The sequence below is a fragment of the Rheinheimera salexigens genome, assembly GCF_001752395.1.
In the GTDB taxonomy this organism is placed as follows: Bacteria; Pseudomonadota; Gammaproteobacteria; order Enterobacterales; family Alteromonadaceae; genus Alishewanella; species Alishewanella salexigens.
Genome location: NZ_MKEK01000001.1, coordinates 1,091,433 through 1,117,240 on the forward strand (window position 1 = coordinate 1,091,433; position 25,808 = coordinate 1,117,240).

General features: G+C 39.8%; 23 protein-coding genes. 13 read left to right on the forward strand and 10 right to left on the reverse strand.

Annotated features, from left to right (window positions below):
- The first annotated feature begins 137 nt into the window (after window positions 1-137).
- The 9 genes from BI198_RS05050 to BI198_RS05090 all read left to right on the forward strand — a co-directional run bounded on the left by BI198_RS05050 (window position 138) and on the right by BI198_RS05090 (window position 9,107).
- Window positions 138-1,217, forward strand: a complete 1,080-nt coding sequence (locus BI198_RS05050) for a pilus assembly protein PilM (RefSeq protein ID WP_070048572.1) — start codon at window positions 138-140, stop codon at window positions 1,215-1,217.
- Window positions 1,205-1,801, forward strand: a complete 597-nt coding sequence (locus tag BI198_RS05055; RefSeq protein ID WP_070048573.1) for a PilN domain-containing protein — start codon at window positions 1,205-1,207, stop codon at window positions 1,799-1,801. The genes BI198_RS05050 and BI198_RS05055 overlap by 13 nt, the downstream gene beginning before the upstream one ends.
- Complete coding sequence (gene pilO, locus BI198_RS05060) at window positions 1,798-2,397, forward strand: type IV pilus inner membrane component PilO (protein ID WP_070048574.1); 600 nt, start codon at window positions 1,798-1,800, stop codon at window positions 2,395-2,397. Before BI198_RS05055 ends, pilO begins: the two co-directional genes overlap by 4 nt.
- A complete protein-coding gene (locus BI198_RS05065) occupies window positions 2,394-2,933 on the forward strand; it encodes a pilus assembly protein PilP (RefSeq protein WP_070048575.1) in 540 nt (179 codons plus the stop codon). Before pilO ends, BI198_RS05065 begins: the two co-directional genes overlap by 4 nt.
- A gap of 18 nt (window positions 2,934-2,951) precedes the next feature.
- A complete protein-coding gene (locus BI198_RS05070; protein WP_070048576.1) occupies window positions 2,952-5,018 on the forward strand; it encodes a type IV pilus secretin PilQ in 2,067 nt (688 codons plus the stop codon).
- Between the two features lie 166 nt (window positions 5,019-5,184).
- Window positions 5,185-5,703 carry a shikimate kinase AroK gene (gene aroK, locus BI198_RS05075; RefSeq protein WP_070048577.1) on the forward strand — a complete coding sequence of 173 codons (519 nt, stop codon included), beginning with the start codon at window positions 5,185-5,187 and terminating at the stop codon, window positions 5,701-5,703.
- A 23-nt stretch (window positions 5,704-5,726) separates the two neighbouring features.
- Window positions 5,727-6,797: a 3-dehydroquinate synthase gene (gene aroB, locus BI198_RS05080; protein WP_070048578.1), complete on the forward strand. Its 1,071-nt coding sequence runs from the start codon at window positions 5,727-5,729 to the stop codon at window positions 6,795-6,797.
- A complete protein-coding gene (locus BI198_RS05085) occupies window positions 6,784-8,265 on the forward strand; it encodes an SPOR domain-containing protein (protein ID WP_070048579.1) in 1,482 nt (493 codons plus the stop codon). The genes aroB and BI198_RS05085 overlap by 14 nt, the downstream gene beginning before the upstream one ends.
- 2 nt (window positions 8,266-8,267) lie before the next feature.
- A complete protein-coding gene (locus tag BI198_RS05090; protein ID WP_070048580.1) occupies window positions 8,268-9,107 on the forward strand; it encodes a Dam family site-specific DNA-(adenine-N6)-methyltransferase in 840 nt (279 codons plus the stop codon).
- A 9-nt stretch (window positions 9,108-9,116) separates the two neighbouring features.
- Here BI198_RS05090 and BI198_RS16465 read toward each other — a convergent pair whose 3' ends face one another.
- Together BI198_RS16465 and BI198_RS05100 are read right to left on the reverse strand one after the other, a co-directional pair.
- On the reverse strand, window positions 9,117-9,347 hold the full coding sequence (locus BI198_RS16465) for a DUF2970 domain-containing protein (RefSeq protein ID WP_201243405.1): 231 nt from the start codon (window positions 9,345-9,347) through the stop codon (window positions 9,117-9,119).
- Window positions 9,325-9,573 (reverse strand): hypothetical protein, encoded by a 249-nt coding sequence (locus tag BI198_RS05100; RefSeq protein ID WP_070048581.1) that lies wholly within the window; start codon window positions 9,571-9,573, stop codon window positions 9,325-9,327. Before BI198_RS05100 ends, BI198_RS16465 begins: the two co-directional genes overlap by 23 nt.
- Before the next feature lie 189 nt (window positions 9,574-9,762).
- Between BI198_RS05100 and rpe the strand changes: the two genes are divergently transcribed.
- A complete protein-coding gene (rpe, locus tag BI198_RS05105) occupies window positions 9,763-10,437 on the forward strand; it encodes a ribulose-phosphate 3-epimerase (protein ID WP_070048582.1) in 675 nt (224 codons plus the stop codon).
- A 157-nt stretch (window positions 10,438-10,594) separates the two neighbouring features.
- Entirely contained in the window at window positions 10,595-11,599 is a 1,005-nt protein-coding gene (trpS, locus tag BI198_RS05110; protein WP_070048583.1) for a tryptophan--tRNA ligase, read from the forward strand.
- Between the two features lie 51 nt (window positions 11,600-11,650).
- Here trpS and pelG read toward each other — a convergent pair whose 3' ends face one another.
- Genes pelG through BI198_RS05145 form a run of 8 tightly spaced genes read right to left on the reverse strand, consistent with a single transcriptional unit; the run spans window position 11,651 to window position 23,700 of the window.
- Window positions 11,651-13,018: an exopolysaccharide Pel transporter PelG gene (pelG, locus tag BI198_RS05115; RefSeq protein WP_070048584.1), complete on the reverse strand. Its 1,368-nt coding sequence runs from the start codon at window positions 13,016-13,018 to the stop codon at window positions 11,651-11,653.
- Window positions 13,006-14,511, reverse strand: coding sequence for a GT4 family glycosyltransferase PelF (pelF, locus tag BI198_RS05120; RefSeq protein ID WP_070048585.1), 1,506 nt, complete (start codon window positions 14,509-14,511; stop codon window positions 13,006-13,008). Before pelF ends, pelG begins: the two co-directional genes overlap by 13 nt.
- Entirely contained in the window at window positions 14,498-15,478 is a 981-nt protein-coding gene (locus BI198_RS05125) for a tetratricopeptide repeat protein (protein WP_070048586.1), read from the reverse strand. Before BI198_RS05125 ends, pelF begins: the two co-directional genes overlap by 14 nt.
- Window positions 15,441-16,808: a PelD GGDEF domain-containing protein gene (locus BI198_RS05130; RefSeq protein WP_070048587.1), complete on the reverse strand. Its 1,368-nt coding sequence runs from the start codon at window positions 16,806-16,808 to the stop codon at window positions 15,441-15,443. Before BI198_RS05130 ends, BI198_RS05125 begins: the two co-directional genes overlap by 38 nt.
- Window positions 16,809-16,815: 7 nt before the next feature.
- The gene (locus tag BI198_RS05135; protein ID WP_070048588.1) at window positions 16,816-17,325 is read right to left on the reverse strand and encodes a hypothetical protein; all 510 of its coding nucleotides are present in this window, start codon (window positions 17,323-17,325) and stop codon (window positions 16,816-16,818) included.
- A gap of 15 nt (window positions 17,326-17,340) precedes the next feature.
- On the reverse strand, window positions 17,341-17,472 hold the full coding sequence (locus tag BI198_RS16315; protein ID WP_268793889.1) for a hypothetical protein: 132 nt from the start codon (window positions 17,470-17,472) through the stop codon (window positions 17,341-17,343).
- Window positions 17,465-20,902, reverse strand: coding sequence for a tetratricopeptide repeat protein (locus tag BI198_RS05140; protein ID WP_070048589.1), 3,438 nt, complete (start codon window positions 20,900-20,902; stop codon window positions 17,465-17,467). The genes BI198_RS16315 and BI198_RS05140 overlap by 8 nt, the downstream gene beginning before the upstream one ends.
- Window positions 20,899-23,700, reverse strand: a complete 2,802-nt coding sequence (locus tag BI198_RS05145) for an endo alpha-1,4 polygalactosaminidase (protein WP_141728845.1) — start codon at window positions 23,698-23,700, stop codon at window positions 20,899-20,901. Before BI198_RS05145 ends, BI198_RS05140 begins: the two co-directional genes overlap by 4 nt.
- A 297-nt stretch (window positions 23,701-23,997) precedes the next feature.
- On the opposite strand from BI198_RS05145, the gene BI198_RS05150 reads away from it, so the two are divergent.
- The gene (locus BI198_RS05150) at window positions 23,998-24,591 is read left to right on the forward strand and encodes an anthranilate synthase component II (protein WP_070048591.1); all 594 of its coding nucleotides are present in this window, start codon (window positions 23,998-24,000) and stop codon (window positions 24,589-24,591) included.
- A gap of 46 nt (window positions 24,592-24,637) precedes the next feature.
- Window positions 24,638-25,807 (forward strand): HDOD domain-containing protein, encoded by a 1,170-nt coding sequence (locus tag BI198_RS05155; RefSeq protein WP_235605252.1) that lies wholly within the window; start codon window positions 24,638-24,640, stop codon window positions 25,805-25,807.
- Window position 25,808 lies beyond the last annotated feature (1 nt).

Here is a 25,808-nt window from a genome sequence, read left to right on the forward strand (position 1 = left end):
CCAATTCTTTTACAACACTGCTAGTATATATTTATTAGCGCTGGATGAAACGCTTTTTATTGCGATAAATTAGCAATTTAGCTAACAATAATGCAAGAATGGCGATAACGATAACAATAATTTGATTGCAGGATGCTATGATAAAACGCCTGTTTAGTAAACAGCCCACCATGATGGTGGGAATAGATATTGGGGCTCATTCCGTAAAGGCTGTGCTACTTAGTCAACACAATGGTATGTGCAAAGTTGAAGCATTTGCCGTTGAACCAATGATTAAAGGAGCCATGTCTGATCGTGAAATTCAAGATATAGAAGCCGTAGGTAATGTGTTGAGTAAGATCCGTAAAAAGATCCCTCGTTCAATTAAACACGCTGCAGCTGCTGTTTCTGGTTCAACCGTGATCAGTAAAGTCATTTTCATGGATGTCTCCTTAACCGATGCTGAATTAGAAAGTCAGATAGAAGTTGAGGCAGATACCTTAATCCCTTACCCCTTAAATGAAGTTAGCATCGATTTTGAAAAGCTTGATGTTAATGAATCCGATCCGTCTCGTGTCAACGTGCTGCTAAGTGCTGCTCGAACTGAAAGTGTTGAAGTTCGGGTGTCGGCCTTAGACAACGGCGGTTTTAGCGCTAAAGTGATAGATATTGAAAGCTATGCTTTAAGCCGAGCCGCAGAATTGTGTTGGAGCCAATTACCAGACGATGCTGAGAAAAAAGTTGTCGCCATGGTCGATATTGGTGCCACGATGACATTACTTAGCATTATTGAAAACGGTAAAACGGTATATACCCGAGACCAAGCCTTTGGTGGCGATCAATATACCCGCAGTATTTTATCCTATTACAATAAAAGCTATGACGACGCTGAATTAGCCAAAGTTAGCGGTGATTTACCGCCTAACTATACTTTTGAAGTGTTAGCCCCATTTCAAACCATGTTATTACAACAAGTACGGCGTGGTATTCAAATGTATCTGACCAGTAGCGGTAAAGATGCCGTCGATTACATTATCATCTCTGGTGGTACTGTATTAATAGAGGGTATTGATAAACTGTTAATCGATGAATTAGGTATTCATACCGTGGTGGCCAATCCATTTAATGCGATGGAACTAGCCCCTGCTATCGATAGAGAGCAGTTGAATCGTTACGCTTCACAATTAATGGTTGCCAGCGGCTTAGCATTACGGAGTTTCTCACCATGGCATATATAAACTTACTGCCGTGGCGCGAAGCTGCGCGAAAAGAGCGGCAAAAACAATATTTAACCATTTTAGCGGCAACGGCATTATTTAGCTTTTTATTGATGTTTTTAATTAACATGTTTTATAACGCTAGAATTGATGGCCAATTGCAGCGCAATAGTTATTTAAGCAACGAAATTAAAGTACTAGACCAACGTATTACTGAAATTCGTACTTTGAACGATAAAAAGAAAAGCTTACAACAGCGCATGTCGTTGATTGAACAACTGCAAAGTAGTCGTAATTTAGGCACGCAAATTATGGACGAAATTGCCCATGTTGTGCCAGCGGGGGTTTATTTAACTCAATTTGAGAAAAAAGGCTCGTCGTTACTGCTGGTAGGTAAAAGTGAATCTAATAACCGCTTATCAAATATGCTTCGCGAAGCTGAAAGTTCAGAGTTATTAGCAGACCCTTTACTGGAATTTATCGAAGCAGGTAAAGACTCATCAACATTATTAAGTAACTTTAAGATGCATTTATTGGTGACCGGTTTTGAAGCCGTACATGGTACTGCTGAAGCTGCGACACCGGCTAATAGAGGTGCAAAATGAGTCTGAATTTTAATTTGTCAGATATCGATGTAAATGATCTCGATATCGAAAATATGGGCTCATGGCCGGTAGCGGTAAAAGTAATCTTTGCTTTTATCTTAGCGGTATTGGTATGTACGCTTAGTTACTTTTTGATGATAGATAGTCAAATTGATGAGTTAGCTGTTGCAGAAAATAAAGAAACTGAATTACGTCAAGTATTTAGAACTAAATATGCATCAGCGGTTAACTTAGAGGCTTACAAACTGCAAATGGTGGAAATGGAAAAATCATTTTCATCGTTATTAAAACAGCTACCCACGACCCATGAGACACCAGGTTTGTTGGATGATGTGACTTATGTTGGCACCACAAGTGGTTTAACCTTTATTCGCATTAACTGGGAACCGGAAATAGAAAAAGAGTTTTACACCGAGTTACCGATTAAAATTGAAGTAATAGGTGACTATCATCAATTTGGTAACTTTGTTAGTGAAGTAGCAAAACTGCCGAGGATAGTTAGTTTGCATGACTTCACCATCCAAACCGAAAAAGATGAACGGCTACGGTTTAATGTTGTTGCCAAAACCTATAGATATAAAGAGGTGCAGCAATGATAAAAAGACTAGTTGCTATTGCCGTCAGCACCATATTGTTAACAGGCTGTTTTGACGATTTAAGCGAAGTACAGCAATATACTGAGCAAGTAAAACTAAATACTAAATCGCGGATCGACCCGTTACCCGAAGTGAAAGAGTTTGAGCATATTGCCTATCGGTCACAAAACTCCAGAAGTCCGTTTTCTGAGCCTAAACCCGAAGCAATACAAGACAAGTTCTTACAAGTGCAAGACTGTTTACACCCAGATCCAAGACGTAGAAAAGAACCACTAGAAAAATATGCATTAGATAACTTAAAAATGCGTGGTACTTTAGGTGATATCGGTAATATTTGGGCGTTAATTGAAGCCGCAGATAAAACCTTGCACCGTATAACATTAAATAACCATGTTGGATTGTTCCATGGTCGCGTTATTAACGTTGAGCCAACCCATATTGAGTTATTAGAGTTAATTCCCGATGGTGCCGGATGTTGGAAAGAACGGACGACCATGCTGCAGATGGCGGATACGTCACCTGCTACAAGTAATTGATAAGTATGCGAGTAATTTATGGATAAAATAATCACAACAATGTCTGACAGATTCCAGCGTTCATTAGCCTGCGTGCTAACGTTAACTTTTCTGTCTTTGCCCGCTGCAGCAGTACCTTTGCTTTATGATGTTAAATATAACCCATTATTAACCGGGGAAACGGAAATAGAATTTGTATTTGATGAAGAATTATATGCAGATCCTAGTATCCAAGTATTTAACGAGCCAGCACGGATTGAGCTGTTTTTTGATAACTCAGATTATGAAGAAAAACTAGACCAAGTATTAATCAATAAAGCCGGCGTTAAAAAGGTCACCTCAGAGTTTGTCGGTGAAGGCTTTAGAACTATTATTTACTTAGACTACTTAAAAATATACCGCACCCGAGTCAAGGGTAACGTATTTTATATGCACATTTCAGATAACCCTACGTCAGATCAAGTAGGTCAAGCTGCGGATGTTAAGCCTACCTACATTAACCGTGTTAATGCTATTGATTTTCGCCGCGGTGATAAAGGTGAAGGTCGAGTGTTAGTGTTTTTACGTGATAACACTGCCGCGGTAGATGTTGCAGAGCGTTTAGGTAAACTTGAGGTAGAGTTTCATAATACCGATATTTTAGACGAGTTATTATATCAATTAGACGTGGTTGACTTTGGCACTATTGTTAAGGGAATTGAAACCTTTAAAGAAGGCGCTTCAACCCGGTTAGTGATAGATACTACGGCTGAGTTTACTTTTACCTATCAGCAAATTGATAATATCTTTACCTTAAATATTGAAAAAGACACGACCAACCGAAGTATTTTAGGTGGTGGTAAAGAATATAAAGGCCGAGCAATTTCATTAAACTTCCAAGATATACCCGTACGTACTGTATTACAGATTATTGCTGATTATAACGGCTTTAACTTAGTTACCACTGACTCAGTAACCGGTAATATCACCTTACGTCTTGATGGTACACCTTGGGATCAAGCTCTAGATATCGTGTTACGAGTTAAAGGTTTAGATAAGCGTATGGACGGTAACATCTTAATGGTGGCACCTACCGATGAGCTGGCAGCACGTGAAGCGAGAGAGTTAGAATCTAAACAACAAGTCGCGGATTTAGAACCCCTATATTCTGACTTTTTATCGATAAACTATGCTAAAGCGACCGATATTGCTGGCTTGTTAAGTAACAAAGACGCCACTATTTTATCAAGCAGAGGCTCTGTAAACGTCGATGAGCGGACCAATACTATTTTAATCAAAGATACGGCAGTGAATATTGAAAGCGTAAGAAAACTAATTGAGCGCTTAGATGTTCCTGTAAAACAAGTATTAATTGAATCACGTATGGTTACCGTTCGCGATAAAGTGGATAATGAGTTAGGTATTCGTTGGGGCTTTAGCGATCAGCAAAGCAGCAGCAGTTCAAACCAAGGTACTTCTGGTACAGCAGGGGGTGCTAATAATATTGCTAATGGTATAATGCCGTCGTTAGACAATCGTTGGAACGTCAATTTACCTGCGAGTAACCCAGCTGGTAGTATTGCGTTTCATATTGCTCGTTTAGCCGATGGTACTTTGTTGGACTTAGAGTTATCTGCGCTAGAGCAAGAAAATAAAGGCGAGATAATCGCGAGTCCACGCATTACTACAGCTAACCAGAAGCAAGCACGCATTGAACAAGGTGTTGAAATACCTTATGTCCAAGCTGCGTCAAGTGGTGCAACCACGGTAGAGTTTAAAAAGGCCGTATTAAGTTTAACGGTAACACCGCAAATTACTCCGGATAATAAAATTATCCTGGATTTAATTATTACCCAAAACACTCGGGGTGAAACGGTACAAACTCCAACGGGTCCTGCTACTGCGATAGACACCCAAGAAATTCAAACCCAAGTGTTAGTTGATAATGGCGAAACTATAGTGTTAGGTGGTATTTATCAGCAACAAATTTTATCTACAACCAGTAAAGTTCCACTTTTGGGTGACATTCCATATTTAGGCCGCTTGTTTAAATCGACTAGTGAAATAAACGAAAAGAATGAGTTGCTAATTTTTGTTACACCAAAAATCATCACCGAAGGGCTGTAATTAAGTTTTTCCAGCCAGTATTGTCATGTGATACTGGCTGGAATGGAGATTTAGCTTGCCAACAAATGGGCATTCCTGACATAATCCAGCGCTTCAAACATTCGCGGGAGCCATTTGGTCCTTGAATTCCACATTTTAATGAGTTGGCTGATTAGCAATACGAAATATGGCAGAGAAACGTAATATCTTCCTTGTTGGCCCAATGGGTGCTGGAAAAAGCACAATTGGACGTCACTTAGCAGACATGCTTCATCTTGAGTTCTACGATTCAGATCATGAAATTGAACGTCGTACAGGCGCAGATATTGCTTGGGTATTTGATCTGGAAGGTGAAGAAGGTTTTAGAGTGCGTGAAGAAAACGTCATTCAGGATCTTACAGAACTTCAAGGCATTGTATTGGCAACCGGAGGCGGCTCGGTGTTAAGTAAAGAAACCCGAAACCGGCTGTCTGCACGAGGCATAGTCGTATATTTAGAAACGCCTATCGAGAAGCAGGTGGCAAGAACCCAGCGTGACAAGCGCAGACCCCTGCTACAAACAGAAGAAGAACCAAAATTGGTTTTAGAGCGACTTGCAGAAGAACGTAATCCTTTATATGAAGAGATTGCTGACTTTACTATTCGTACCGACGAACAAAGCGCTCGCGCAGTTGCAAACCAAATTATCGAACAAATTGGTTTTTAAATAAATCATAGCGGGGAGCTGTAATGCAAAAAGTTGAAGTACAACTTGGCGAGCGCAGCTACCCAATATGTATCAACTCGCACTTTAACGATCTGGTTGCTGAATATAGTCAAAGCAAACAGGTCGTTATTGTTTCTAACCCCACTGTAGCGAGTCACTATTTAAATAGTATCAAGTGCTTATTTCCCCAAGCCAAATTAAATTACATTCTTTTACCTGATGGTGAAGCTTATAAAACCTTAGCCTCGTATGAAACAGTACTATCTTTTTTACTGCAGCATCAATATTCACGTGATGTGTTATTAGTCGCTCTTGGTGGTGGTGTCATAGGTGACATTACAGGATTTGTGGCGGCAACCTATCAACGCGGTGTACGATTTTTACAAATACCAACTACTTTACTGGCCCAAGTCGATTCTTCAGTAGGCGGTAAGACAGCGGTTAATCATGCGTTAGGTAAAAATATGATCGGCGCTTTTAAGCAGCCGGTACAAGTTATTATTAACACCCAAGTTTTAGCAACACTACCCGCTAGAGAATTTGCTGCAGGTATGGCAGAAGTGATCAAGTACGCCTTGATTGCAGATAAAGCTTTTTTTAGTTGGTTATTAACAGAACATCAAGCTATTTTGGCCCAAGACCATCTCGTGCTTGCGCAGATGATAAAACACTGTTGTCAAATGAAAGCGGATATTGTTAGCCGTGATGAAACTGAACAAGGTGAGCGCGCCTTACTCAATCTTGGCCATACCTTTGGGCATGCTATAGAAGCGCATTTAGGCTACGGTAGTTGGCTGCATGGTGAAGCGGTTGCGGCTGGCATGGTAATGGCGGCCAAATTATCTTTATCACGAGGCTGGCTGGTACAGCAAGATCTTGACCAACTGATTCAATTACTCGAAGTGTTTCAATTACCAACCGCTGCACCTGAACATATGTGTATAGCCGATTTTTTACCTTATATGAAAACAGATAAAAAAGTTAAAAACGGTCAAATGCGTTTTGTGTTACCGATTTCTTTTGGTGCTTGTGCGCTAAAAGATGATGTCACAGAAGACGAGCTAATGCAGGTATTCGCTAATGGATTGCACTAAGTTACAACAAGCACTCGCTGATTTAGCCCATTTATTACCGCTACAACAAGATTGGTTCACACGATTATTGTTTCAATTATCGTTTAATGACATTGAAACCATCCAGACTTTAGGCGCGACGGGAAGTGGTAAGTCGACACTAGCCTTAGCCCTAGCTGAGCTACTATCTGAGCAGTTTAATGTTGCTTTGTTAACTGCCGTACCAGAAAAGCAAGCCATCACGGCTATTCAGCAACAATGGTTTGGTCATCAAGTGGATGCTACAGACTTTACTGCGCAAATTAATCAATATACAGCTGATCAAGAATTATGCTTAATTATTGATGATGGCCAAGATTATAGTGCGGCTTTTATGCAACTATTAACATCTTTGTCAGTACGTTGCTTTATATTTGCGACAAAGCCTGTGGTGCCAGCAGCATTAACCTTAACTATTAATCAAGCCGGACCTGAAGATGCCCAACAATTACTGGCAGCTGAAGAACTGAGCTCTGAACAGCTGGCACAACGCTTAGCAAGAGCCCAAGGTAATTTACATTACTTGCTGCAAGACATTACTGCAGAAAAGTCTCCTAAGCTTAAAGTAGATCGAGTTCAGGAAAATAAGCCACGCCTTATAGTCATGTTTAGTATTGCCATAGTGGCCATTTTAATTGCTGGCTTGGTTATTGGTTTTCAGCAGTTTTATGCAACTCATCAGCCAAAAATAACTAAACAGAATGGCATAGAAAACGTTGCAGAGTTAGCATTAGTGCCAGAGCACAGCGTTATAGCTACTACGTCTGGTTTACCCAGCTCGACAGATAATGTTGATACTGAAATATCTAAAGCATATCAGCCTCAAGATACAACTGAACCATCGAAACCGCTAGATACAATTGAACTGGCTGAATTAAATAATACTATAAATACAGCCGCGTTAATTGAAGATAACGTTAGTGATCAAGTCGCTACTAAAAGCGTAAAAGCTGTCAGTAAAAAAATGTTAGTGACTGATAATGATACTGCAGTTTCGTCTACTATTGATGCAAGCAAATCCCAAAGCCAGTCGTCGGCGTTAGAGCCCGCTACAGCAGCTGTCGTGGATGCAAACCAGCAACTTGATGTTTCATTGGCAGCAGAGGTAACAGAAACAACAGAAGCAGGTTGCCACGAGCCGCAACTGATTGCGGCTAGTAACACTGCATCAGCGTTGCAACTGGCTGTGTTATCCAATCCTGCGGCATTTAAACGTTTTTACAGCCGCTATCCTAAACTGGATATGTTATGTTACCAGCGGAGCTGGCAAGGTAAATCGCAAGTCGTGGTGTTATTAGGACCCTTTACTGATCCTAAACAAGCACTAGCTGCAAGAAAAAACTTACCGACAAAGTTAGCCGAATCGGGCAGTTTTGTTAAAAGCATAAAAGCCGTTCAAGCAGAGATCACTGCGTTTAATGTTAGCCAACAACTAAGTACTGTAGATTAATTATGATGGCGCAGTCAGAGCGTAAAAGCAGAGCATTTTTAAAGTGGGCTGGTGGCAAATATAAACTGGTCGATGAGATAAAACAGCATTTACCCGCCGCTAATTTGTTGATAGAGCCATTTGTTGGTGCCGCATCGGTATTTTTAAATACGGATTATAAGCATTATCAGCTTAACGACATTAATGCTGATTTAATTAGTTTATATAATATTGTTAAAGCCAAGCCCGAGCAATTTATTGCCGACGCCAATAGCACTTTTTGCGACAGTAGTAACCAGCGTAATAGCTACTTAAATATTCGCCAACAATTTAACCAAAGCCAAGATCAATATGAACGAGCGATATTATTCTTGTATTTAAACCGGCATGGTTACAATGGTTTGTGTCGTTATAATTTATCGGGCAAATTTAATGTCCCGTTTGGCAGTTATAAAAAACCGTATTTTCCGTTAGCTGAATTATGGTTTTTTGCTGAAAAAGCCCAACGAGCAGAATTTGTTTGTAGTGGTTATCAACAGATTATGCAACAAGCGCCAACTGATGCGGTTATTTATTGTGATCCGCCTTATGTTCCGTTGAGTAAAACTGCTAGCTTTACCAGTTATGCCAGACAAGGTTTTAACTTAGATGATCAAGCCGCCCTTGCTAATCAAGCCGAACTATTACAGCAACGGGGTAATACCGTTGTTATTAGTAATCATGATACTACGCTCACCCGCAAAATTTATCATCAAGCCAAGTTACATAGTATCCAAGTAGGGCGCTCTATTAGTCAAAATGGTGCGGGAAGAAAAAAAGTGGCAGAGTTATTTGCGGTTTATAAAGGAAAAAAAGTTAAATAAATAGCTAAATTAACTTAAAACCCAACTGACAATAAATAGTAAAGTAAACACAAATATTAATGTGAATACAATGGCAGTAATAATATAAGGAATGGGATTTTTATCGCTAAAATCATGCTGCCGCTGTTGTTCGGACTGGACACCAATTAACGCACCAAACACAGCCTTAAGTACTTTAAAAAAACCTGGGCTGGTTTTACTGTTTAAACTTGCTTTATTATTTCTTTGCAGGGGATACACGGTTAATTAATTCTAGTAAATCTACAAAATGAAATTGGGTTGAACGGCTTTGGCCTTTAAGCCAACTAAACCAACTTTGATTATTAGCTTGAGCACAAGAGGGAGGATTGTCATTACTAGCTTCTTGGCAGTTTTGTGCAGCAGGAAGGCTAAAATACAGGCCAGCAACAACAACAACAAGCGTAGCACTTATTAAAGTAACTTTTAATGTTAGTGTTGATTTCATGTTAATTCCCTTTTACTTGCAAGCTGAGCAATCATAAAACATTTGCAAGTTTGATACAAGCTGCTTAATTAATGCTCAAAAAGCACCAAGGTAATTCATTACGCTAAATTGGTATGTTCTGCAAAAATTACTATTGTAATCAGTTATAATCTTTATACATTATTTGTTTTAACTTATATGGAAAACATTATGCAGCCTTATCTTATTGCTCCTTCAATTCTTTCTGCTGATTTTGCCCGTTTAGGCGATGATGTCGCGGCAGTACTAGCTGCTGATGCTGATGTAGTTCATTTTGATGTGATGGATAATCATTACGTACCCAATTTAACGATGGGGCCTATGGTCTGTAAAGCTTTACGCGATTACGGCATTACCGCGCCTATAGATGTCCACTTAATGGTAGAGCCTGTTGATGCGTTAGTGCCACAATTTGCCAAAGCCGGCGCTAGCATTATTAGCTTTCATCCTGAAGCATCAAAACACATTGACCGCACAGTACAGTTAATTAAAGATCACGGCTGCCAAGCAGGTTTAGTGTTTAATCCAGCAACGCCATTAAGTTATCTAGATTATATGTTAGATAAAATCGACTTAGTGTTATTAATGTCGGTTAACCCGGGTTTTGGTGGTCAAAAGTTTATTCCCGCGACATTAGATAAACTTGCCGCTGTAAGAAAGTTAATTGATAGTCGTGGTTTAGATGTTCGCTTAGAAGTTGATGGCGGCGTTACTATTGATAATATTAATGCTATTGCACAAGCTGGAGCGGATATGTTTGTTGCGGGTTCGGCGATTTTTAACACCGATAATTACGCCGATGCTATTGCTAAAATGCGCCAACAATTAGCCTTAGTAGCACGATAATTAGTAGCAAACCGGTGTTATAACTATTTAAATTGTGTCAATCGGGCGCACTCGATAAGCTTGATTAGCCACTACAAATCGGTCAAAAGCTTATGCTAAGCAAAAAGTGAAGCGGCATTTGCCTTAATTAATAATATAAATAGAAGTGAAAATAATTATGAGTAACAAACCCATTGTATTTAGTGGTGCGCAACCGTCAGGTCAGCTAACAATTGGTAATTATCTGGGGGCGTTACAGCAGTGGGATAAAATGCAAGACGATTTTAATTGTTTATATTGCATTGTCGATTTACACGCCATCACCGTCCGTCAAGAGCCAGAAAAGCTTAGAGCGGCCTCATTAGATAGCTTAGCGTTGTATTTAGCTTGTGGTATCGATCCAGCGCGTTCTGCGGTATTTATGCAGTCGCATGTGCCAGAGCATAGCCAATTAGCCTGGGTGCTAAGTTGTTATACCCAGTTTGGTGAATTAAACCGCATGACTCAGTTTAAAGATAAATCAGAGCGACATAATAATAATGTTAACGCTGGTTTATTTACTTATCCAGTATTAATGGCGGCCGATATTTTATTGTATCAAACCAACCAAGTTCCGGTTGGCCACGATCAAAAGCAGCATTTAGAATTAGCCCGTGATGTTGCTACGCGTTTTAATGCTGTGCATGGTGATGTGCTTACGGTACCGGAGCCGTTTATTCCAGGTGTTGCTGCGCGGGTTATGAGCTTACAAGAGCCAACAAAGAAGATGTCTAAGTCGGATGAAAATCCATGGAACTTTGTAGGCTTGTTGGAAGAGCCGAAGATGATCAGTAAAAAGTTTAAAAAAGCCATGACTGACTCACAAGATCCACCACGAGTATATTTTGATGTGGAAAATAAGCCAGGTGTCGCTAACTTACTCAGTATCTATAGTGGTGTTACCGGTAAAACAGTGGCGGCATTAGAGGCAGAATATGAAGGCAAAATGTACGGCCACTTAAAAACCGACGTAGCCGATGCGGTAATTGCTTTATTAGAGCCAGTACAACAGAAGTTTAAGGACCTGCGCCAAGATCAAGACACCTTAAATACTGTTATGCGCGCTGGTGCTGATAATGCACGGCAACGCGCTGCAGTAACCTTAGCAAAAGTAAACCAAGCTGTTGGCTTTGTAACGCCTTAATTAACTAGCCTACAAAGTGCTAGCCATTAATTCTCACGCTAGGTTGATAACTTAGCGTTGTAGCATAAAGGTTTCATATTCTAAGCGTAGAAACTGTCTGTTAATTAGCATCAGGCCTAGCAAGGTGCTGATTAACATTGATAATGCAAATCCGTAACCGTAAAATTGTGGTCCTAACTGCACTGATAATTCTGACAAGACTAAGTTACTGCTGGCCATAACAATTATGAGGGTTAGGGCTTGATAACGCTTATCTAAATAAAACATGACATTAAGAATTGCCATAACTAATACTTGCAGTGATACACCAACTAAATCGACATAAAGCAGGTGCAAATAGGCTAAGTCAATTTGTAGTAAAGTAAGTATTTCCTCACTCCATAACAGTAGCAATCCTAAAGTGATACCTTGAATTTTAAAAATTTGGTATAAACTATTTTTACAATCAAACACCATTTTATCTTTTAAAATAAAGATAGCTTCTAAAGTGCCACCTTCGCGTACGGTTTGATAAAACTTTTCATTTGAGGCTGCAAAATCAGTTTCCATATGCAGCATAAACACTGCCATACCTGGAATAATAGCCAGGTAGGCAATAAAAATAGGTAAATCATAAATATAGGAAGCACGAAAAATATCAATGACGTTAAATGATACTTCAGAGTGAAACCAAAATACGAACTTATCGACCCAAACACCTAAGTTATACAGCAGTCCACACCAAGCTAAAGAGTAAAAGGCTTTACGTCGATTTAAAAATTGGAATGACACCAACGAAATAGAACTGTAATTACGTAAGATAAAAAATAACAATATAAAAGCAATTAAGGCTTGGCAGACTGCGAATATAATTAATAAGCCAAGTATGCCGTAAGGCGGTAATAACCAAGAGGCTATTACCATAATGCTATACCCGCCAAGCAAGGTTAAAACAATACGATAGTATTGTTTCATACCGCTTAAAAACACGATAATTAACCATAAATTACACAAAGCGACAAAACCACAGAATAAAGCAATTTTTAAAGCAGGAGGTAAACCGGTTTGGCTTAATACTGCTATAGCTAGCATACAGGCTAATACTGACACCGTTAGCATACAGCCTAATAAATTAGGTGTGACCAGCTGTTCTTTTTTCTCAAAAATTCGATCAGAAATAAACCGGGTTAATAATAGCTGAAACAGCCCACTTAAAATTAATGAACCTGCCATCATATACGTCACTAATACAAGGTACTGGATAATCAAAGTACTAGGCAGCACTCGGCCAATACTTAACATACCAATGACCATTAGCGCTAGAATGGATAGCACCCAAGGACCAGAGCCTACCACAGCCGCTAAACCATAAGCTTCAAGATAAGAAAGTAGCGTATTTTTCTTCAGGATCCGTCTTAATTCAAAGCCTATTCCTGCCACGTTAAATGCTCCTGATAAAGGCGTTGATAGCGCTGATACATAGTGGATTCCTGATAATATTTTTTTACTCGTTGATAACCATTTTCCGACATTGATTGCCAATGTTTATCATCTGATAATAGTGTCAGTAAGGCCTTACTAGCTTGGTTAGGATCGGCAATATTTATAATGTAACCGCATTTACCTAACTGTTTGTCTTCTTCATTCATGCCTTCGATAATCTCACGACAAGCACCGACGTCAGTGGCAATACAAGGTATGCCAGCAGCCATAGCTTCCAGTAACACTAAAGGTTGGGCTTCACTAATCGACGTCAGCATACAAGCACCTAACTGAGGTAAGATTTCAGCCACATTCTGCATACCCAAAAACTGAATGTGTTGTTTAAGATCTAAGCTATTAATTAACAACTCACACTCTTTAACATAGCCGGGATCTTCTTCGGTAGGACCAATAATCCAACCTTGAAGATCAGGTTGTTGGTTAATGGCGACTCGGATGGTGCGGATAAAGGTTTTTATATCTTTTATAGGAACAACCCGACCAATTAAGCCGACTATTTTGGGTGGTGTGCTATTACGCTGTTGATACGCCGCAGCAAAACGCTGCATATTAATGCCATTTACGATAATGTCGGTTTTACTAATGGGCGCACCATCTTTAATTTGCCGCTGCCGATTGCCTTCATATAAGGCGATAATGTCATTGGCTTGATCATATGCAGTGCGGCCCAATTGTTGAAAAAAGTTAATCCAAGTTTGCCTAGTTTGTTCAATTTTTTTGTGAATACTGGTGTCTAGGGCGCTATGCCGATCCTTAATCCAACTGGCTTGGGTTAAGTCTATTGTGCGCTCTTTAGTATAAATACCGTGTTCTGTTAATAAGAAGGGCACTTGTTGACTTTGTTTGGCCATGGCGCCTAAAAATCCAGCGTAGCCAGTTGAAATACTATGAAATAGGCTAGCGGAGGGCAGTTTCCGAGCAATTTTAGCTAAAGTAAACAAAGGACTATAAATATTTCTAAAGGTCCAAAAATAATCGACAAAAGATTGATTGCCAGATTGTTCAAAATATAAATCGACTAATACTTGCCACGAACGCTCACTGTATAAAAAATCTTCGTAACTTAAACTTTTTTTATGACCCAGTTGGCTAATTAAGGTTTCTAACTGATCTGCTGATAAGGGTTGGTCAGCGTTTTTAAACCGGGCTAATACTGATTGCCACATGGTAAACGCTTGCTTTTTACCCACTCGAGCTCTTGGCGATAAAATGCCATCGCGATCCATTAAATAATGTTCTTCTAAGCCAACAACATTTTCAGGTAATTCATAATGTTGCTTACCATAAAAAGCTTTACTGCCACCAATAAAAACTAAATAAAAGCTATATTGTGGCATGCCAGTAATAAGTTGATGCACCCAGCTAGAAACACCGCCTCGCACATAAGGGTAAGTTCCTTCTAGCAATAAGCAAATATCAATGTGCTTCATGAGACCAAAACTCCTTCAGCTCATTAAGATTCTCACCATCAGTCGTCGGTATATTTCTTAATAAATTATCAATGCTTTTATAATCGCCTGTAGCAAATGCAGCTTCGGCTAAATAGGGTGCTACTTGGCGTAATAACAGACCATTGTGCTTAGCTTGCTGTAAATAACTGATGGCTTCAGGGTATTGCTTTAACTCAAGTAATACTCGGCCTAGTTTAAGCTGGGCTTGCGCTGTTGGTTGCAGTTGTTCTGCTTGCAGTAGATATTGCTTGGCTTGGGTTAAGTAATGGTCTTTCAATGGGCCATCAGCGATGCCTAAATAACATAACTCCCAATACAAAGCGGCCATTTGATAATAAGTCGCACTGTTTTCATCTGCTGTTAAGCTGGTATTTAAAACATCTAATTTTTGGTTAATGGCGAATTCAATTTTTTCTATAGCGGCATAAGCTAATAGCCGTACATCGTCAACTTTATCGGTTAAGGCCAATTTTAGTAATGGCATAGCTTCACGCTGAGGTAAAAAACGACAGGCATTTACCGCAATTAAACGCCGATCTTCAGAGGGGTTAAATAGCAGTATGTCTTTAAGCGCAGCCGTACCATATTGAGAGTGTTCAAATACATCTGAATGCAGCGGTAATTGCAAAACATCAGAACGTTGCCAACCCATTCCTTGTTGTTTTTTCGGGAAATAAAGTGCAATTAAAAATATTAAGGTTAAACCCGTCATTCCCACAACAGGCATACTAAAAGCAATAGTAAAAATAAACGCTATAGCGGGTATAACAGGTCTTTTATATTGCATGGGCAAGACTAACCAGCAGACAATGGTGAAACTCGCTGTGCTGATGGCATGACTACTGGCATAACCTAGCCAACCCGCAAAACTAAGTTGGTCTAAGCTTAAAAAATACAGACTTGCTGACTCAAAAAGAATCGTTTGCAGAATCAACCAAATCTTCATTTAGCGCTCCTAAGTCTTCAAGTAAGCTATTAACTTGCTGTAATTGCTGGCTAACAATTAATGGCCCAATAACTTCAAGATCCTGAGATTTTATTTCATTATCATTGGCTAACATTGTGCTAATACGTTCGATAAATTGATTAGCTTCCATTAAAGAAGTCATCGGTAATAATACACATAATGCATGACGACCATCATTGTGCTGGCAGGCCCAATAAACATCGGCACCACGACGATAGTCAGTGACTTGATATAGGTTTAATGATTGGCTTGGGCTGTTGTCATAAAACACTACTAACACACTGTCAACACTATACTTATGCATATACCAGTGTTGATTTTTTATATAATCACAAAATAACTGTCGTTGTTCCGGTTGTAAAATAGGGGCAAATAAATCATTAGAGGTAATGTTGGCGATATAACTGGCTAATAAAGCTAATAGGGCAATATTACTATCTGTTAGTGAGACAAATTGTATTTTTTCGGCTAACACTAGGCCTTTTATCTCACCGCGTAAGTCGATTAAAGGTATGACTAGTTGGTAATGCAAGTTTTGCGCTTTATGCTCTATAAAATTTATGGGTGACAGTACGGCTTTTGATTCAAAAACGTCTATCAGCATTAAATCATCTTGGTGTAATTGATGCTTGCCACCAATTTTTGCTAAGGGTTGGGGGATTATTTGGTTATTATTAACTTGGTACAACCCGGCTTGAAATAAGCCAACAACATCTGCCAACACTTGTAAGCTTTTATCGGCAATATCGGCTAAACGATTATCGGGATTTTCATTAGCTTGTTGTTGTAGTAAATGAATACCAGTACGAAGGCTAATTTGCTTACCTGCAGAGCGCTGTTCTAATCGGTCGTGAGATACTTTTAATAAATGGTAGTTTTGGGTAAAGCTTTCTAGCTTTTGCTCCATATAACGGTAATTTAGCTCAAAACGCTGATTAATATCATACCAATGGTCACGAAATTCTCCAACTAGCATAGTAATAACCGCGGTGCCTACAGCAACTGAAACGCTTATAGCAATTTGCATATCGGCTAGTTTGTTAAAAATGCCTGCCATAATTAGCAGCAATATAAAGCTCATCATGCCTCGACCAAAACCATAGCGTAAGGCAATTAAAGCTGGGCCTAACATCGGCCAATAAAAATAATCCATTGCCGTTTCATAAGGCAAAGATGATTGATAAAGCCAAATAAGCGCAGATGCAAAAGTGACTAATAGCATTTCAAACCAAGCAAAAAGTTGGCGATCACTGCCTAACAAAAGTCGGATAAAAATAGCATTAGCGCGGCGGCGCTTATTAATAGCCATAGTAGAATTATTCCCAGTTTAAGGCATCAAGTAAATTTTCCAGCGCTTTTAAAGCGATATGGGATAATGATTCACGGCCCCAACCACTTTTAGATACTGAGCCACGCCATAAGGTATTACCTTGGCTAGTGCTTAGTGTTAGTGTAACGCCGATAGCTGGCTCACCGTCTAAGCCGTATTTGTATTGCCACTCTTGTACCGAGCCGGTAATGACATAGCCATTGGCTTGGTTGCTAAGCCATTTATTAGCTTCAGCTAGCCGTTGTTGTGGCTCTAAGCTGGCTTGCAAATCATTAACGTTAAGCTTTGGATAAACCATCACTTTTAGCCCATACTCTGCCAACACTGAGGCAATTAATTGCTCAGCCTGTGCTTGAGCCATAGGCATATTTGACTGGTTTTCAAGCGGCATAATATATACCGTTTTTGTACTATCAAGCTTAGGGCTAGGTGCATTAAACTGCGTGGCACAAGCACTCACTGCTAGCACTAATAGGGCGAACCAAAATATTCTCACATTTGTCTCCTTAGATTAAAAATCAATAAAATAGCCTAGGTTCCAGCTTAAATTTTTCCGACCATTTTGGTCGGCACTTTGCCAAGCTGTTTTAAAAAATATTTCATCACCGCCCAATAGCGGAATACCAATACTAAAATTATGCACTGTAGTCTAATTTAGCGGTAAGCAAGTTATAGCCAACTGCTGTATCAAGACTAAAACGAGGGGGTTTATCATCCGGACCCGGTACGCCGACATTACCGTGCATAATTTGCTGACCTAGGGTAAGACGTCGATAATTGGGATTAATAAAATCGCTAGCAGTTAAGACGTTCCCTGAATTGAAATAGGCTGACACTGCAGTTAGCGGCTGGCTGGATAAGGAATTTTTATGATAGTCAAATTGACTATATAGCTGCCAGTAAGGATGAAAACTTAATTGCTCACTAATACGCAATGAAGCTTGTAATTGCTGGCCAACTGTATCTGAGAAGTCAGTATTAAATTCAGCTGCAGCTAAGGTTAAACTGACCTGCTCAAACCGGTTGGCTTGCCAAGCACCGCGCCATTGCAGCCTATTTTCATTAGCTAATAAATACAGGTTCTCACTCTGTTCACTGGGCATTTTAAGGCGAATTTCTAGCTGCTGCGAAATGCGCGGCGAACTTTGCCAGCTGGCCGATAGCTGTTGGCCAATAATAGTTTGTTCAAACCTATTACTAACAGACAGTGATAGTTCTAGCGCAGTAAACGACAGCCCATTAATGAAATGGGAGTTAATTGTTTTCCAGTTTAATTGCAGTAAATCTCTATTATAATCATCAATGATAGTGCTAGCGGGTGAGCCGTGTTCAAACTGATAATCGAGACTAAATAAACCATCATAAATAGGTTGGTAATAACGTAGTTGTTCAGTATTTACTTTCCAACTGTCGCGATTAGTGTGCTCATAGCGTACGCCATGGCTGTTTAAATTATGATTATTGGCTAAAAAGCGTTGTAAAGGCGCTATTTGCTGTTTTTCAGTCGTCGCATTGAGTGCTTGTTCAGCCCATTGCCAAGCTGCAAAATTCTCACCTATCTTGCTCAGTGCTGTTGCCCGTTCAAATGCAGTTAAGTTGTTAGTTGCCGTGGCAATAGCTTTAATTGTCGCATAGTCTTCATGGGCGAGGGCTATGGCTAGCTGAATACTGTCATTAAAGTTAGCCTTATCCAGTACGGTATGTGCTTGCCAATAGGCAAGCTTTTGTAGGCTTTTATCGCTAACATCGGTAAATAACTCGGTGATTAAATTACTCGTATCAAGCCCAGTTGTTGCTTGGAGTAAAGCTTGATTTTGCTTAGCCAGTGCATAAGCCGGTGAAACAAATAAGCTAAGCAAGGCGCGATAACTTAATTCGCCTTGCGGTAATTGTCTTAGTTGTTCAGACAATTGACTCAATACTTGCCAACGTAAGCTCTGGGCTTGGCTGGCATTGCCTTGTTGTTCTAGCAATATCGCCCAGGCTAATTTGTCGGCGGCAGAAGCATACTCAGAATTATCTAAGCGCTGATACCAAACATTAGCTTGTGCAGTTAACCCCAGTAATTGCGCAGCATAAGCAAAGGGTTGATAAAAAGTACTATCTTGTTGTAATTTTGGCACTAATTGCCAGTACAAATCGGCCAACCAGCTAGTATCGTTGGTGCTAATGGCTAACCATAAACTATTTTCAACAATTTCTTGGTTATTAGGGTGCTGAGTTTTTAATGCCAGTAATAACTGCTTAGCTTGGCTATAATTAGCTTGAAATAAGGCAATACGTAAACGAAGCAATTGCACCTGTAAGCGCTTATCTTGGCCATAATCTTGCTTGATAACCGTTTGAATACGATTAATGACCTCGGTTTGTTTAGTGTTGATAGCATAATTTAAAATGTGGTTTAGCATAATTAACGAACCACTATCTTGATAATATTGCCAAAGCACTTGGAAATCACTTGGCTTAGCAATGTTATAACTACTCAATAGTAAATAGGGGTCTAACGAGGGGTCTCTGCGAGCGACTCGTAATTGCTGAATTAGACGTTGCGTTTTGCTATCGGCAACATACATCGCTAATGATTGTAAGTTACCTAGTTGGTTTAAACTTAAGGACATTAATTCGGTGTGTTGGTTAAGTAATGCTAAGGCTTTTTCTGGCTGTCCTAACGAGATATAAGCCTGGGCAAAATGATCGGCTTGGTCATAATTTAAGCTTGTTTTAGGCTGAACACGTTGCCAAAGTTGAATAGTTTTAGTGGGGGCACCAATGAAGTTATAAAAACGCGCTAAAGCAAACCAATAATAACTTTGCTTAGGAAAACGATGATGCAAGGCTTCTAAGCGGCCAATAGTCAGTTCTGCACCATAAGCTTTATCGTTAAAATCTAGCCATTTATTTTGTAATTCTGTAGCGAGTTGATTTTGCATAGCCAGTGCATAGTAAAAATCACTTAAAGCCAGAAGATCACTTTGTGCTAAAGCTTCGGCAATACCTTGGCGTAAGATGGTGGCATCAGCGCCTTTTTGCAGCATGCGCTTGGTTAATTCAAGCGCTTTAGCCGGATCGCCAAGCCATAACTGATAATCATGTAACTGCTGTACATATTCAATGTTTGGCATCTGCTCTACAACTTTGGCTAACCAAGTTGCGGCTTGTTGTGTATTACCATTTGCTGCATGTATCTGACTGGCTTGTAACCAGTCTTTATAATCGTCACTGAGATGGGCTTTATTATCGGCATAGCGTACGCTTTTCTGCGGTAGGTTGGCACTGAGCATAAAGTTAACCAAAGCTTGTAAACAGGATTGTTGGCACTCTACCTTTGCAATATTTTGCTCAATAAAATCACTGCCCGCTAACCATGCTTGTTCTGCAATAAATAAGGTTAATAATGACATAAGCTTATCAGTGCTAGGCTGCTGCTGAAAATCAGCGCTACTATGTTGCAATGCTTCTGCTGTTAAATTGGCTTGCAAGGCTAATTCAGCGAGCTGTTTATTATCAGTAATGAGTTGCTTACTTAAAATGTCATAAGCAAGTTTCGGCTGGCCAATTTGCAAAGCATAACTAGCAAACTCTTCAGCGTTCGCACTGGGTTGTAAGCTCACTTCATTTTGTAAAAAGGAGCTTAACCCTTGTTTTGCAGACTCATTACCGTTGTAATTTAATTGCAATAAACTGTTGGCATAAAGTAATTTAGCGCGAGTGGCAAACTCAGAGTCTATATAGCGTTGTAACGGTTTAATTTCAGTGACGGCCTGTTGATGGTTACCTAATTTCGCATATTGTTTGGCTAAAGCTAAATCCAGCTTAAGAGAGGGATCAGCTTCATCTTTTAACACCTTTAAAAAGGCAATGGCAATATTCGGATCTTGAGCGTTGTCCATCATCCGAATTAGCAATGTTTTATTGGGCTGCAATACCCAGAGCAACGTTAGCGTAACGGCTGCTAGTGTAAACAAGGTTCGGCGATTAACTAAAACAATGCGCGGCTTAGGTTTTTGCTTTTTAGCTGCTGCATTAGTTTGGTTATTAGTTTGGATAGTAGAGTGCTGATTTATATCCTTCACTGATTATCCACCGTAACTTTAGTAGTGGAACAAGTGACGCTAAGGTCAAAATAACCCTGATCATGGCTAGTTATAGTCATGTTGTTTGGCTGAGTAACAATATTAAGCTGTTTGCTGTTTTCAGAAACTAGATTGCAGTTTTGAGTATTTACTAAGGTGATTACTAATGGTTGATGGCTGTGGATGGAAAAGTTAAGACCATCAGCCTTAACTTGCCAATGTTTAATAATGCCATTAGCAGACTGTAAAAATACTTGGTCATTAAATTCAGGCTCATTTTCTGCTGCAGATGCTGCAGATAAAATACTTCGAGCTTGGGTTAAAGTGACATAACGACCGTCTGGGCCCGAATTTACCCCGGCAATACCTGTACTATCGGCAGATAATTTATAATGATTAGCAATGCGTAAACTAGTAATACCGGTACTACTAATATACCAACTATTGTCATGGATAGAGCGGGCGATACCCGTTTCATATAAGGCACTGGCGCGCTGAGCATATTCACTGAGATATAAAGCGGTTAAAGGTTGTTCGGCAACCCATTGATAAATATCTTTAAGTGCCGCCAGCGAGCTGGGATAAACACCCGAGTACATATGATAGTAAATACTAACTGACTTTAATCGTCTGGGTTCACCTAATAACTGAAAAGTCTCGGTGACTCGCGAAAACCCCTGGAAATTTTCAGTCCAAAGCGCCGTATATAAATTTTCATTCATCACCGGCGCATAGACTTGAATACCTTGCCGATACCAATTTAAATGTGGGTATACCTGCGAAATAGAAAAGTTGTCATTTAAAACAAAGGTATTGCCGCCATTAACATTTAACAGGCCTAACTGTTGGGTTTTAGCAATAACGTCAGGGGTGGGATCGGCCATACCTGACCATAAAAACACTTTTACCGGTTTATCACTAGGGGCAAGCTGTTGATTAATATAGTTAACACTACCATAAATTTCGCGATCTAAATCTTGTTCATAATTAGGTACTGGTAAAGCATCGCCGTACAATTTTTCGGTGCTACTGACCCTATCATCCCAAAAAAACGGGTGGCTAAAAGTATGCGAAGCGACTTCGACATTATCTAAACGAAAAATATCACGCGAAATCTGTTCCAGCTTAGCGGCAATTTCAGGATATAGACCATGTTTAGCCACTTCAGCTTCAACCACGGATACGGTATGCGGTAAACTAGACTGGCTTAAAATATGGGTATAAATAGACTGACCAGCAAAAGGTTTGCCGGGTAACCACGAAACAGAGGGAAAACCATCGCCATCTATATGCGCGGTGACAATGCGTTGGCCAGACTCTGTGGTGATATCAGGAGCGGGAATGCTCTCAAGCCGTAATAACGGCATTAAATATTGAAACGGGTCCAGCGGCCAACGACTCCTTTCGCCAATTAATTCTTGCACATTGAGTGGCTGCAACATGACGCCACCCCAAGCTGTGCGAGCAATCGCTATACCCTGTTGTTGCTGCTCGTCGAGCAGGTTTAACTGCACCTGATGATTAGGATCAGTAATACCGTAACGTACATATTCATTAGGTAACGCCTTGGGTAACGGATATTTAATTTGGGTGTCTTTAATGCTTAACTTACCGTTAAACGTACCAAGGTTGTTAAAACCTAGCAAGGATAATATGCCAGCATCATCGGGTAACTCACCAATAAAGACGGTTGGCAGTTGGGCAATAGCAGCTTTAATAAATTGTTGTACAGAAATATTGTTATAACTTGCTTGGGGCAGCCAATATAAAACAGCAGCAAATTGGTTAATATTAATATTGATTAATTGGGGATTATGGATATCTTCGCATTGCGGCACATAGCCATAATACTCAATTAATGTCGATAAATAACGATGGCAATTAGATTGCTTTTTAAGCTCTGTACTACCGTCATAAAAGCCAAGCACTCGCCTAGGAACGGGATAATGGTTAGAGACACCAAACTGGCTGAGTAAGCCATCACTGATATAAGGTGTGTAGCCGCGGGCTTGCAATGTTTTTGCCGCCGCTATGCGCGGTTGTATATCGGGTGGTAAATAATCAATAACAATGGCTTCAACGCCGTACTGCTTAACCTTATCTAATTGGTTTGCAAGCCATAATGTATCTTCGGCAGATTGAATAAAGTAATCATTATTAGCCACATCATAACCATAAACTAATGACTCAGCTACAACAGCAGTAGGTAGGGTCTGCAGCTGATTAAGTAACGTAAAGCCGCGGTTTAATATTAATTTGCCACTGGTTAATTGTAATTGATTAAGTAATGAGACTAACGCTTGTTGCTGGGCAGGGTGATGCTTTGTAGCTAATGCCAATTCATAGCTATCTAAGGTGTCTAAAAATACCCCAGCATAACCTTGCTGTTTTAGCTGCAAAGCTTTTTGGAGTAAATGATCGCGCCAAGCTGGATTGTTGGCATCCATTATTTTTGCTTGCCATTGGTTATTAGTGCCAATAATGGCTAGGGGATACTGTTGCGCTGTTTTAGCGTCAGTTTCGCCAACACTTAAATAAGCAAAAACCTCTGTTTTGGCAAGTTTAAGCTGTTTTAATTGCATAGCAGAGATATTAGTCGGTTCGACAACAACGCGTTGATAGCTTATTAACTCGCGTACCGAGTCAATATCAGCATAATAAAAGGCGATGGAATTGTTGCCAGTAAGGGTGTCTGTGTTGATAGCTGTTTTAGTGTCAGCCTGAAGAAAAGTAGAAAAAGTAACCGTCGTTAATATTAAACAAAATAGCAGTCTTTTATACAACAAAAATGAATTCAAAATATGCGTTACCTGACAACTTAACTAGGTTAATGGGTGTTTCAAGTGTTATATATTGCTAATAATAACTGATACGTAACAAGGTTAGAATTAGTTTAATTTTTTTTATTTATTTTTAATATTAACAGTTTAAGTGCTTATAAGATATACAGCTACAGGGAATTATTTAAGCAAAATGTGTGCAGTGATATATTATAAACGCCAGTTGTGGCTTACTGTGAGGCGATAAAACAGGTGTGATTAACTTGTGTTTAGCCACCAACAGCAAGTCTGAAATTTATGATAGGTATATATTAAGTGCTACTAATAATTGATAACTACGATTCTTTTACTTATAACTTAATGCAGTATTTTGCGGCTTTAGGTCAACAAGTGCTGGTAAAGCGCAATGATGACATCACTATTAGCGCTATTAACCAATTAGCTCCAGATTACCTCGTTATTTCACCCGGTCCTAAATCGCCAGATGATGCCGGTATCTCCATGCAAGCTATTGAATATTTTAGCGATAAACTACCTATTCTAGGTGTTTGCCTTGGTCACCAAGCGATAGCGCAAGTCTTTGGTGGTAAAGTCATTCGGGCTAAGCGGGTCATGCATGGCAAAAACTCCTTAGTTACCCACGATAACCGCTCGGTATTTTCCGGTTTAGCTAATCCTTTAGATGTCACGCGTTATCATTCTTTAGTGGTAGATACTGGAACTTTACCTAAAGAGCTGCAAGTAACAGCTTGGACAACGGGCGCCGACCAAGCGCTAGATGAAATAATGGGTCTAATGCATACCTCTTTACCTATCCACAGTGTGCAATTTCACCCTGAAGCTATTTTAAGTCAGCAAGGTCAGCAATTACTGGCTAATTTTCTGCAAACCAAGTCAATCGCTGTGTAATCAGCTTGACTCAGTATTAATACACTTGCAGTATTGCGGCTTAATTTTGAACGCCACTTTTATCGCCATTAAGGAAGCCGTTGATCAAATGCCATCTTCAACACCCAGTTATGATGCTTTTTTTGCACGATTTTTAGATCAATTAGTGGGTGTCGATCCTGCGGTGGTCCGGATACATTATGAGCCGGGAAAAAACGATGTTTCAGCAGAACGTACTTTACTCCAAGTAGAAGCAGATGCTCGTTTAGCTCGACAGAAAAATTTGAAAATACAAGCGCAACTTACTGACTTCGCCCAAGCGCATTTACATGATGAAGTGTCTGATGAGTTATTACGAAAACTGCATAATATTGAACATGTTGAATCAACATTATTCAATTTGCAACCGGCTTTCTATGCTATTTTAGACTTACTAAGTAGCAAAGCCGTTACTATTAACAAGCTGGACAGTTATATAAGTAAAGTAGATTGGCTGACAGAAGACTTATTACGCTTAGTTAATCAGCCACAATATCGCAATAGAACAGCCTCAGCGGGTTTAATCAAAGATATTAAGGTTGCCTTGCGCTTATTTGGCATTGAAACCCTACAGCAAGTCATACCTGTTTATGCCTTTAAGCGCATGTTGCCACATTCCACTGAACCTTTTTCTGGATTAAAAACCCGTATTTGGCAACATGCTTTAGCCGTGGCTATTGCTGCGCGTACCTTGGCCGATTTAGAGAACAGTCATGGGTTTAGTGCGTTTTGTGTCGGCTTATTTCAGAGTCTTGGTTATATAGTGGTGACACGTTGTTATTTACGTACTTATCAACAGCAAAAACAAAAACAAATATTGAATGCTCAAGCAATGCGCGATAGCGGTATAATTGAAACTTTGGATAAATTAATGCCGGATGCCAGTTTTTTAAGTGAAAGTATGGCGGAGTTTGCTGCCGAATTAAATGCGGATGTTACTTCTCGTTGGCAACTTGACGTGCAACCACTGTATCAAACACTCGATCAAATGTCTGAGGGGCTAGGCTTTAATGATAATAGCCCGTTAACAAAGATCGCGTTACAAGCTCAAACTTACGTGCAGTGGCAATCTTTAAAGCGGGCTAAATTGATCAATAATGAAGAATCTTTACGCTGGTTAGCGGCTGCCCAACTTACTAATGAAAAAATGGCTTTGTTAGCGCAAACCAATTTAAGCCGATTAAATATCGAAATATAAA